The sequence below is a fragment of the Providencia sp. PROV061 genome, assembly GCF_011045655.1.
Taxonomy (GTDB): domain Bacteria; phylum Pseudomonadota; class Gammaproteobacteria; order Enterobacterales; family Enterobacteriaceae; genus Providencia; species Providencia hangzhouensis.
In genome coordinates this window covers 17990-29970 of the sequence record NZ_CP042861.1, presented here as the reverse complement: position 1 = coordinate 29970, position 11981 = coordinate 17990, and the positions used below count along the sequence as shown (strand labels likewise).

Genomic DNA, 11981 nt, shown 5'->3' with positions numbered 1-11981 from the left:
GAGAATTTTATGTTAACCGATTATAAGCGCTGGATAGTGCTTCTATTAGTTTCAAGTGTACTGTTTCTTATCGTTATTGATGTCACTGTACTGTATACCGCATTACCTAAATTAACCCATGATTTAGGCGCTACGTCATCTGAAAAACTGTGGATAATGAATGCGTACCCACTTGTTGTCGCTGGGTTATTGCCTGCAGCGGGGATGCTAAGTGATAAAGTCGGTCACAAACAAATGTTTTTGTTGGGGCTGCCGTTATTTGGTTTAGCCTCGTTGTGTGCTGCATTTTCACCAACAGCAACAAGTTTGATTTTGTCTCGTGGCTTTTTGGCTGTAGGTGCCGCAGTAAGTATGCCTGCCACCCTTGCGATTGTAAGGCATGTTTTTTTAGACCCGAAAGAAAGGGCATTAGCAATTGGAATATGGTCGGCAGTTGCTTCAGGTGGGGCGGCAATAGGCCCTTTGATCGGCGGTATCTTACTTAACCACTTTTGGTGGGGCTCTGTTTTTTTAATTAATGTACCCGTCGTTTTATTGGTTATTCCGTTCGCTTGTTATTTAATCCCCAAATGTGGTGGTAACAGCGATAAAAAAATCGATATTTTAGGTTCCATTCTAGTGTTAATTGGTTTAATTGGGGTTATTTATGCGTTGAAAGAGCTCGGTAAACCTTATACCGACTGGCCGGCGGTATTGGTTTCAGGTGTTATTGGGGTTTTCTTTTTGGTGGCATTTAGAAATCGACAAGTGAAATCAACATCACCAATGATTGATTTTACGCTATTAAAGCACCCTAAATTCAATGCAGGGTTGATGATGGCGATTTTATCCATTGTGGTTATTGTTGGTGTCGAATTATTACTAAGCCAACGTTTACAACTGGTATTGGGCTATACCCCATTTCAAGCTGCGTTGTACATCATCCCAATACCCTTAGCGTCAGTATTTGCAGCACCTTTAGCCGGTATGTTCTTACATAAGTTGGGTGAGATTAAACTTACCATTTTAGGGTTTAGTTGTACGCTAATTGGTGTTGTGGGATTGGCTGTCGTTTATCAAACATCAACGGGTATCTTACTGCTTTCATTTCTTTTTCTTATTGGTTTTGGTCTTGGTGCGATATTCACGACAGCATCAACGACAGTGATGTTAAACGCCCCTGATGAAAAAGCGGGTATGGCAGCATCAATTGAAGAAATTGCTTATGAAATTGGCAGTGTCTTAGGTGTCACCTTTATGGGGGGGTTAATGAGTGCTATCTATACGTTAAAACTCTCATTACCTGAAGACATGACTGTCAGCGATAAAGTTTATGACAGTATTGATGAGGCTTTATTAGTTTCTGAATCACTGCCAGTAAATACTGCATCAGCATTGATAAATCAGGCAAATATTGCCTTTGACCATGCTTTCTTAGGGGTGATGGTAGCAACTATTTTTGTTCTGCTGATCAGTATTATTGTTCTGCCTTATTTGTTACGTTCCAAAAAGGCATTAGTAAATTAATTAGGTTGATTTTCCCGCAAAAAGGGAGCTTTTACTCCCTTTTGCTCTTTATTTTATTTTGCGGATTAATACCGTTGCTAGTAATGGGCTAATTGCAAATAGGGCGAATAACCAGATTGAAGCTTGCTGTGCCCCCGCGATCCCCCCAGGGTTAATTAGCCCGCTATTATTGACGACGACTCCTACTAAGGCCGCAGATAGCGCAGTTGCATACAATTGAGTGGTAATAATAGAAGATGACGCAAGGTTTTCCTCTCCCTCTGGTGCATTCTTAAAAACACGTAATACCAGATGTGGCCAACACACACCAATTCCTAGACCAACCCCTGCCATGGCGATGAGATAAATAACGAATAATGGCCATGATTCGATAAGTTGTTGATTATGAGTTAGAACAGCAAGCGCAATTAAAGAAATAAATATGATGACCGGGCCTGTTCGAATAATTCGGATAACAATAGCACCTGTTTTATTGGCACTAAAGAGTGCCCCAAGAGTCCAACCCGCAGCCATTATTGCGGTTAAATAACCTGCTGTGAGCGGAGAAAACAGATGGATGGTTTGTAAGAAATAAGGGACATAAATTTCTGTTGTCATGCCTCCAACTAACAAACACATGGTTAAAAATATGACGCCAAGTGGACTTTTGAGTGAATAGGCTCCCGTCGGTAATAAACGTTTTTCATTTTTGCCATCGAGTAAGGCAATCGTCAGCAGTATGGCTAGGCCAATTAATAAACCAATAAGGTTCATGAATAAGCTGTCAGACAAACTTCCAATTGAAATAGCAAGAACGGATATCACTAACAAAGAAATCGCTAAGAATGGGATTTTGTTAGTTTTTGGTGCCTGGGATTGTTTTTTGGGGAGTTGATTGATGACAATGAGCGCTAGAAAAATAGCGACAGGTAGTAAAGCCCAAAATGCCCAACGCCAATGGCCACTTTCAGCAAAAATACCTCCAATTGCAGGGCCACAGAGTGTTGCTATTCCCCACATACCCGAAACGACACCCATGGCTCGGGACCATAAGTTTTCAGTAAAAACAATGCGAATTAATGCGTAGCTCAGAGCAAATAAAATACCGCCACCCAGTCCTTGTAATGCCCTGCCTCCCAGCAACACTAGCATTGATGGGGAAGCTGCACACCAAATAGACCCTAAAGAAAAGAGAATGAGTGCGAATAAATAAGAAAATTTAGGCCCAAAGCTGTCTAATACTTTACTGGAAAGGGCTGAACCGACAATTGATGTTGCCACAAATAAAGTGGTATTCCATGCATAATATTCAAGACCGCCAATATCATTAACAACACTAGGCAATATGGTTGTTACGATATAAATATTGATAGCGTGTAGCGCAACACCACCAGTTAAGGCGATAGTGAGTAATGCATTGGTGCCACTAAGTAAATCAGCCCACTTGGCTTGAGATACGGTTGATGTTTCATTGCTCATAGAGAGACCCGCTAGACGGAATAGTAGAAAAAGATGTATTATACAAGTAATCGCTTGGATAATAGAGTCGCATAATGATTAATGCAAGTAATTACTTTGATAATTTAAATCTAACGCAGGCTGTGGATAAGGTTCTATTTTGTATCAAAACTAAAGGACCAATTTCTACCGCAGTGATCGCAAATGACTTAAATATGACTGGGGAAGCTGCAAGGCAACACATTCAAAAACTCACTTCGTTGGGGCTAGTTGAAGGTGCGCAGTGCTTATCACAAACAGGGGCAGGGCGCCCTCGGCAAAATTGGGTGTTAACGGAATTAGGGCATCAACGTTTTCCTGATACTCATGCGCAACTTGCTCTTCAATTAATTAATTCTGTTCAAACTATTTTTGGTGATGAAGGGCTAGAAAAGCTGATTAGCCAAAGGGAAATGGAAAGCCGAGAAAAATATTTTGCCCGTTGTAAAAATTTACCATTAGCTGAGCGGCTTGAAGAGCTGGCTGAAGTGCGTAGCGAAGAAGGGTATATGGCGAAGGTTGAACAAGATGATGACAGTTGGTTGTTTATCGAAAACCATTGTCCAATTTGTGCAGCAGCCACCGCTTGCCAAAACTTTTGTCGTTCGGAATTGGCGTTGTTCAGTGAGATTGTGGGTGATGATGGTAGCATTGAGCGCGAACAGTACTTATTAAATGGTGCTGGACGTTGTGTGTATCGTGTGAAGGTTAAAAGCTAAATACCGAGACACCTTGGTATTTAGCTTAATAATAGTATTATCTCTCAATTATTAGTGTTTCAGTTGACTCAACATGTGGTGCCAGCTCTTCGCTATCAAGCCATAGCGGCTTTTTACCAAACTGTTGGTATAATGAGAGTTGGTCTTGGTAGTGAGGTGACGGTTTTCCTTGCGGGGAAATAAAGCCACTTTGCCCTGGAGCAACAACATCCCATGCATTCACTCCTTTTTCGGTAAATACGATTAGGTCGTTTTCCGTTCCCCGGTTGTGATATTCATTTTGATGAAAATTTTCTTGAGGTAAGGCTTGTGGTACACCAAAAAAATTATTTTCACGGAAGGTTAATGCCGTGGCTGGTGTTTGCCAATTAGCTGGGTTATCACCGTATTTTACTCTCATTTTTTGGTAGGTCGCATTCAGTGCTTTTTTAATTACATCATTCCGCGATTGTCCTAAAAATAAATCGATAGGCTGAGGTATTGGTGATTTATCTTCTAAGAGAGATTCATACAGTAATTTTGCGCCTGTACTGATATTTAACGACCCAGTAGGGCCTTCTTGTGTCGTTTCATAACCACTTGCTAGATACCATTTATCAAATGGTGCGGGGACGGTTTGGCCTAGGGTGGCTTTAAGCATTTCTTTTAGCCAGATATCGAGAATAGCAGACCCAGGGTGAATATAGTGTTTCCCATCACTTGATAACTGGTTTATACCATCCCATTGCTGGAGAATAGACACTAATTTGACCGCATTGTCAGTTGACGGCAAACCTTGTGTCGCTTGAGCTAAAAAAGGGGTAAACAAGCGATGATTGAGGTCGACACGGCTAGTTTGCTGCAAAATCGTCCACATATCATCAGCTGTTAACTTATCATAGGCCTCAATGCGGCTATCGATTTCTGTCACCCTGTCTGCACTTCCCCATAAGAAGGCAAACAAGTCGCTAGCGGGATAATTTTTAGCTGGGGAGTTATTCCAGTTGGCGATGTAGCCGGATTTGGGATTATAGACTTTAGGATTATTTGCAAAGGGCTGTATCCCTTTCCAGTCCCATTCTCCCGTGCCTGATACGGGTAAACGAGGGTCATGGTTTATTTGGCGCTCGGGGTAGTGCCCGGTATGGACATAGCCAATGTTTCCGTCTTTATCCGCATAATACCAATTGATTGTCAGTGCTTGGTTTTGTGCTTGGTCTAGCCATTGCTGCCAGTTTTGCGCTTGCCCTTGCTTCACCCAAGCCATTAAGGATGTAAGCTCTTTGCCATCCCATGCGCGAGCTTTGCTGTATGCGGTGTGAGTTGTATTATCTCGCTTGACCACATTACCATGAACAGTACGGTACACATCAAAAGTAATGGGTTTTTCACCTTTTACATTCAATGTCTCTTGGCGCGATAGCATTTGTTTCCACTGCCCTTGGTGGAGGTAGCTATTTGGGTCTTCAGGTGAAATCTGTTCTGCAAAAATATCAACGCCGTCACCAAAACCAGCCGTAGAGCCCCAAGAAATTTGCCCGTTATGACCGAATAAAATAGCGGGATAAGCAAACGGTGTATTTCCAACAAGATTAAACCCTGCTCCATGTAAACCTATACCGTATGTATATGCTGGGTTAAACCAACCAAATTGTGGACCATTAAGTAAAATGGCTTTTGCGTCAGAAGCTTTTGTTTTTCCAACAAGCCAAACATTGCTGGTGGTTGGGTACCCAGCTAGCCCATTAGCACCACCTTGCTCATATTGCTGAGCGATTAGCGCATTATTTTCCTGAGAAGAAAGCGCAATTAATTTTCCCGTTGCATCTTTTGCCGTGCGTTCAAACATTGGAGCAGTAAGTCGGTAATCACTAATTTGATTCAACTGCGTTATATTTTTTGTTTTTTGTGAGTCTGAATAGGTAAATTCTTCTGATGATATTGTTGTGGGTGCATTGGGATTATTAAGCCAATTAATTTGGTTAAAGAACGCTACTCCCATTTGTTCACCATACTTATCTTTAAGCGCAGTGAGTAATGCCAGATTATCAATTTCACTATTCATATCAGAAAAGCGGTTTGCCATTGTACCGACCATAATCATCGCAACATCAAAACTTGTCCATTGGGATGGTAAAAAATCATAATCAATAAACTGTTTAGGCATTAAGTCATCAGGTTTAGCATTGATTTGTTTAATCCATGCATTCATGCCATCTGCATAACCTCTTAAAATATCTTGTTCTTTAGAGGGTAGCTGCGTGATTTGTTTGTGGATGGAATCAGGCCAATAGTTATTTCTGATTTCTTTATCAAAAGAAATGTAATCTTTACCTAATACTTCGGAAACCGTACCTTGAGTACTGCGTTTAGCCATTTCCATTTGGAATAATCGGTCTTGTGCCACTGCATAGCCGTATCCATAGAAAAGGCTATAAGTATCACTGGCATAGATGTGAGGAACGCCGTAGTTATCTCGTTCAATTTTAATTTGAGTTGACTGAGAAAATGATGAGAGCGATAGCGAGCTTAAACTAAAAGCAATAGCGATTGAAATGAGATGTTTTTTCATTTATTGAGTCCCATATTGTTATTATTTTTTGAGACTAGTATTATTATATTGTTAATAAATGGTTAATTTATGGTTAATTGTTAATATATGAATCATGATCACAAAAAAGGATACATAAATTTAGATAAATTACAAAAAATGAGTCACAACTGTGTTGGGATACTATTTAAGGTGAGAGATTATGGGTTTTTTGATGGAAACGATGACTTAGCCATGCATAGATGACCCCAGCAATAGCCCCTGCTATATGGGATTCAGTTGAGATGTACAAGTGAGTCGGTAATAAGCCGCTAGCCATTGTGCCAAAATAGAATAGCACTAATAACGCGATAGCTATATCAACCCAGCTTCGGCGGAAAAAACCTTGGGCGATGAGTAAGCCCCATAAACCAAAAACCCAACCACTGGCACCGATATGAATAGCATTACGACCTAATAACCAAACAGCAAAACCCCCAACAACAATAATAAATAGTGATGCAAGCAAATATGCCTTAATAGTACGGTGCAGTAATAGGGCACTTAGTATGATAAATGGCGGTAAATTACTGAATAAATGCTCCCAATTACTATGGATAAATGGGGCAAAGAATATACCGATAAGCCCAGTCGCTGTGCGTGGTATAATTCCGAATGAAGTTAACCCCCCAGCCATTAAGCTATTAATAAGCTGTACCGCAATAAAAATTGCGACAATGCAGACTAATAGCTTAATGCGAGGATGCCCTTGTAAATATTTCATTAGTGGTTACCCAGCGCTTGTACACTTTCAACAAGCGACGCTAACTGACCAACAACCCGATCACCAATATCTGTATTATCACCACCTAAAGATTTATTACGCATAAAGTCTTTCTTAATTTGTTGCCAACGTGCTGCATCTTTTTCGGTAAGTGTTCCTCGTAACTCAGCGAGTTTGAGTAAGTTTTCTTCTGCGCCGGTTGTGAGCAGCTGTGCCTCACCCAAGTAGTGGTCATCTAGTAATCTTTCAAGTTCATCATTATTCATAACGGAAGAGACTTTTTCGCTGAGCTTATTCATATTACGGTAACTACCTTGCAAGCGAAATGCGGGTTCTGTCCGGTACTTATCGGATTGTGCTGCACTGGCGATATAGTGTTGATTCACTTTCAATACAACATCTCGTAACTTGATTAATTTACTGATTACCGATGTGATTTCATTAATTTCTGCATCAGAGTACGGGTAACTTAAAGTGTTGGTAGAGACAGATTTACCCATCGCTTTATCAACAAATAAGTACAGGTCGTTCAGGTCTCGTAATGCAAGAGGGGCTAATACTGGGTTTGATGTCAGGCTGTTTTCTATATAGCTCAGGGAAAATGCTTCATCCATACCACCTAATACCTCACCAAGGTTATAAATATCAGCGCGGTTTGCAAGCATATCAGGGATTCGGAAAACTTCCCCTGACTCGGTATAGGGGTTACCTGCCATAACGACACAGAATTTTTTACCCCGCATATCATAAGTTTTGGTTTTGCCTTTCCAAACGCCTTCAATACGTCTTGTTCCATCACATAAGGAAATAAATTTTTGCAAAAACTCAGGGTGAGTGTGCTGAATATCATCAACGTATAACATCACATTATTACCCATTTCTAAAGCTAAATTGAGTTTTTCTAGCTCTTGTCTTGCCGTTGCATTAGGCGCTTGTTCAGGGTCTAGAGAAAGCACATCATGACCAAGAGCAGGGCCGTTGACCTTCATAAAAATTAGCCCTAAACGGTCTGCGGCATATTCCATTAAGGTAGTTTTACCGTACCCTGGTGGTGAGATCATTAAGAGTAGCCCCATGAGGTCAGTGCGTTTACCTTCCCCTAAAGCCCCAATTTGTTTTGCCATGTTATCGCCTATGATAGGCAAATAGACATCGTTTATCAGTTTATTACGTACAAAAGAACTTAGTGGTTTTGCTTTATATTCATGCAGTTTTAAACGGCTACGCTCTTCAGTAACAATCTGTTGGCGCAGTGCTTGATACTGACGAAATTCGGGGATAAAACGTTTCCGTTGCCCTCGCATACGGCTGAAGTAGTTATCTAAACTCAGTGATAGAGTTTGGTTTTCAATGGTCGCATGTTCGCCAAGTAACCCGTTAACTTTAAAGTAAAGGTCAGCTTCACTAAAGCGAGCGGAAGCCGCTTTATCTAAGATAATAATGGCAATAGCACCGGGTATGTATGGAACAAGGTGAGAAAATTCAGGGGTTGAGCACAGCCCTTGTAACCAGTTTTGAACTAATGACCAGCGCTGGGCATAGCGAGCCCCTAAATTTTGTTGTGAGCGATTAAAATCTCCCCACATATGGGCTTCTTCTAAGCGGCTCTGGAGTGCTAAAACTAATTCTCTTGCATATTTGCTATAGACGAGTTCTATCGGGGTTCTTGCAAGTGCAAAGCTAAGATATTCGGCGGCTTGAGTCTGCTCATAAGCTTGGCATTGAATGGGGTTATCTTGTAAAAACAAGCTAATTCCCGCTTCGATTTCGGCTTGTAGGTCAAGTAATGCATTGTCATTATGGAATAATTGGTGAATATTCATGGCTGTTCTTGCACGTTCAGGCCATAGTGCAGGAAAATCGTCATTTTGAACTTGTTGCCAATAAATAGCTGCGATAGCACGGGCTGTTGGGTTATACCGTAATAGATCAGCACTTTCACCGATTGGCAGTAGTTTTTTCAGTAAAGCAACAGCATCGTGGTCATGAATACCTTTTTCATAACCTTCTTTATAACGTGGGCTCGCAAAATCACGGACAATTTTTTCAAGTTTTTCCGTTGATGTTAATGCGTTTTTTAGGATATCAAAATTTAGCCCTTCTTGGCGTTTTGTTGCTGCATAGATAATTGAATAAGCAAGATATTCCGCGCGGTAAACCGTATCAGATTCAGACTCTAATGAGGCGCTCCAATAAGGTTTTAGCTGTGATAGTTGTTCATTTTCTATTGGTTCTTGGAAATCTGTCCCGGTGAGATAAACCCATAGTTGTTCATTTTTCGGTAAAATGGTGAGGTCGAGCTCTTGGGTATTTACACTGAACCGGTGACGCCCGAGCTTAATGACATTTCCACCATTTTCAAAAATATCTATTTTATCACGTAAAACTCGAATGGCTTGGTCCCGAGAAGATTTCAGGCGTGCGTCAATATCATCAGCTTTAACGTTATCGTTAATTTCCCTTAATTTTTCAATAATTTCACGGGTTTTAAGCGCCAGAGGGTCTGAGGCAAAGAAAGCATTGAGTTCATCTTGAGACTGTAAACGAGTTGTTCGTCGTTGCAGGCTGTCTAGTAGACGGTCTGCAGCAGTGACTAAATTTTGTGCGCGGCGCTGGCGGTCATCAATAAGAACTTGTTTATGAGATTCAAAGGTTTCGAGTAATTCTTCCCGCTTAGCCAAAATATCATCAAGAAATTCATCATGATTGCTAAATTGACTTTCGAGTTCTTCTAACTGAACAAGCAATCTTGATAACTGATCATCGCAACGTTCAGGATCAGTGGCAAGAGACAGAGCATTGGTAATGCCTTGGCTGAATAGGCGAAATTGTGCGCCAAATTGAGCGACTGTTTCCACACTGCTTTGTGATTTTCGTTTTTGTTGTAAACGAGCTCGAGATTGGTTTAGCTGAGCATAGATTTGCGAAATAGCATCAATAATGTGGGTTTGTTGTGTAACATCGTTGAAGCTTAGTGATGCCATTAGGTTTGAAAGCATATCTAAGTCAGCAGACATTTTTTCCATATCCTTCATGGGAATGTCTAACTGGGCACTGTTTTGGGCTTTTTCTATTTGTTCTTCGAAAACAGTTAATTGTGTTTTAAAGGGCTGTAACGCTTTATCACTAGCAAGAAAAACAGCGGTTTCTTGTGATACATATTGTTGATTTTTCTCTATTTCGCTTTCCATTTCGCTAAGTTTTTCTAAATCCATATAGCGAAATTCACGCAGTGAAATCAAGTGCCCACGTTGAGCACTTAGGGCATTTAAGCCATCAACAAATTGTTGAATATCAGCCCAACTTTCAGGCAATGTTAATGAAAGCAGTGATTTTTGGCGGCTGATGGCTTCATTCATTGATTTGGCAGATTGCTGCCGTATGCTTTCGACCTTTTCATATTCATCAAGGACGAGCTCACTTGTTTGAGTGATTTCTTTAAGCAATTTGCCAATATCAAGGCATTGCTCATCACCAAACCAGTAATAAATATCCAGTAAATTTTTTGCTCGTTGGCTGAGTTGTTCGTAGCGAGCAATAGAAATTTGGCTGCCTTCTATTTCTTTGGATACATGCAATATTTCAGAAATACCACGAACTAAGTCTGCATTACCTATACGGCCTAAAAAACCGCTACGAGTAGGCTGTTTGTCGGCAAACTCTTCTGAGTAAAATGGGGTCTGCCAAACTTGCATTGGGTGAACGCGAGTCGCTTCTTCCCCTTCGCCTTCAAATAACACCATTTTTCCATCTTCCAGCATGGCATAACCATGCCCAATGAGTGGAATTGAAAGTGTTCGTTCAATTAAATTGTAATTGAATAGGGCAATACGACCTTGATTTGGTGAATAGAAAACATATAGAACATCCTCTCCATTTGGGGAACGACGTAAACGGCGAAAACGCATTCCATCCATAGGCTGTTCAAACGTTTTATAATCACCATTTTGTAAGTAGTAACCGCCAGGGAAAATAATACCGTGGTCTTCTGGTAACTGGACGCACGCTTGCCCAATAGCATCAATACGTTGTACGGATTGGGATAACGTGTTGTAAACTAAATAACGCCAAGTTTCTTCCCGATAAGGTAAAACTTTTAAGATAATTAAACTGCCAGTTTGTGCGTATTCAATTTGGGCGTCGTCTAGTGATTGGTTTTTATCAAGAACCGCTTCTCGGTAAATCCCCAAACCATCTTCAGTGTTATTTTCACACTTGATGGTTAAATCACCGCCGATAGTTTCAATGAATACGGTGTCAAGAATATTGATGTGAGGGTATCGGCCGTTAACGGTGTCTTCTCGCGTGGTTTTTTGCCATTCAAAGTCATAGGCTGGTGGGAGGGCGATATCGCGTTCACCCCGGTTATCAATATACTCAATTTTGCGTTTGTCGCTGGAGATTGACCAGCGAAAAACTCGCACGTCCGTGATGCGATCGCCAATTTGAAAACTAGCAAGAAGTTTGCCGTCCCGTTCAACAAGTTGCAGTAACTGTGTGTTCTTATAATAGGTATAGAGTTCAGTAAAATCTTGAACAAAGCGATTATCACTCAAGAAGGTATCTTCATAAGGGACTGCTTCAACATCAAACTCATTGTCGTTTTCAATTAACCGATATAGTGAAAATACCTCTTCGAGGTGCGTTTCTTTTTTTAGGCCGAGGAATACGTTATAGCCAAATAAAAGCCACTCGCCAACGCGGACAATGTCCCTTGCTTGGCAATTATTTTCAGTACGAATGCGAATGCGGCCAATGATATCCATTTGGCTCTGGCCGAATTCATCTAACCGCATTTCATTGAGTTGAGCGGCTTTTTGATGAAGTTGTTGCCCTTGGTCGGTCAGGCGTTTGCGTAATATTTCATAAGCACCACCTTCTGCAACAGCACTATCGAGTATTTCTTGTTCGCGATCCGTATCCTGAATATCTGACATTGCGCAGCGAATTCCCTTAACTAAGACAATAAAAATGAAAAACAATAGGG

Annotated in this window: 6 protein-coding genes; 2 read left to right on the top strand and 4 right to left on the bottom strand. The window is 40.9% G+C overall.

All coding sequences use genetic code 11. The annotated features are described in order from the left end of the window. The first annotated feature begins 9 nt into the window (after positions 1-9). Positions 10-1506 carry an MFS transporter gene (locus FVA72_RS00095; RefSeq protein WP_110592760.1) on the top strand — a complete coding sequence of 499 codons (1497 nt, stop codon included), beginning with the start codon at positions 10-12 and terminating at the stop codon, positions 1504-1506. 48 nt (positions 1507-1554) lie between these two features. Here FVA72_RS00095 and FVA72_RS00090 read toward each other — a convergent pair whose 3' ends face one another. Continuing rightward, positions 1555-2964: an MFS transporter gene (locus tag FVA72_RS00090; RefSeq protein WP_110592761.1), complete on the bottom strand. Its 1410-nt coding sequence runs from the start codon at positions 2962-2964 to the stop codon at positions 1555-1557. A gap of 74 nt (positions 2965-3038) precedes the next feature. On the opposite strand from FVA72_RS00090, the gene FVA72_RS00085 reads away from it, so the two are divergent. After that, positions 3039-3701 (top strand): helix-turn-helix transcriptional regulator, encoded by a 663-nt coding sequence (locus FVA72_RS00085; protein ID WP_096863658.1) that lies wholly within the window; start codon positions 3039-3041, stop codon positions 3699-3701. Positions 3702-3738: 37 nt separating this feature from the next. On the opposite strand, the gene FVA72_RS00080 is transcribed toward FVA72_RS00085, so the two are convergent. From FVA72_RS00080 to FVA72_RS00070, 3 genes are all read right to left on the bottom strand, one after another. Continuing rightward, positions 3739-6252, bottom strand: a complete 2514-nt coding sequence (locus FVA72_RS00080) for a penicillin G acylase (RefSeq protein WP_110592762.1) — start codon at positions 6250-6252, stop codon at positions 3739-3741. Positions 6253-6418: 166 nt separating this feature from the next. Next, positions 6419-6994: a rhomboid family intramembrane serine protease gene (locus FVA72_RS00075; protein ID WP_004906266.1), complete on the bottom strand. Its 576-nt coding sequence runs from the start codon at positions 6992-6994 to the stop codon at positions 6419-6421. After that, positions 6994-11931, bottom strand: coding sequence for a DNA repair ATPase (locus FVA72_RS00070; protein WP_110592763.1), 4938 nt, complete (start codon positions 11929-11931; stop codon positions 6994-6996). Before FVA72_RS00070 ends, FVA72_RS00075 begins: the two co-directional genes overlap by 1 nt. Between the last annotated feature and the right edge of the window lie 50 nt (positions 11932-11981).

Bases quoted from the DNA above. Each gene is read 5' to 3' on its own strand.
- FVA72_RS00095 (WP_110592760.1), top strand. From the start codon at position 10: ATGTTAACCGATTATAAGCGCTGGATAGTGCTTCTATTAGTTTCAAGT.
- FVA72_RS00090 (WP_110592761.1), bottom strand. From the start codon at position 2,964: ATGAGCAATGAAACATCAACCGTATCTCAAGCCAAGTGGGCTGATTTA.
- FVA72_RS00085 (WP_096863658.1), top strand. From the start codon at position 3,039: ATGATTAATGCAAGTAATTACTTTGATAATTTAAATCTAACGCAGGCT.
- FVA72_RS00080 (WP_110592762.1), bottom strand. From the start codon at position 6,252: ATGAAAAAACATCTCATTTCAATCGCTATTGCTTTTAGTTTAAGCTCG.
- FVA72_RS00075 (WP_004906266.1), bottom strand. From the start codon at position 6,994: ATGAAATATTTACAAGGGCATCCTCGCATTAAGCTATTAGTCTGCATT.
- FVA72_RS00070 (WP_110592763.1), bottom strand. From the start codon at position 11,931: ATGTCAGATATTCAGGATACGGATCGCGAACAAGAAATACTCGATAGT.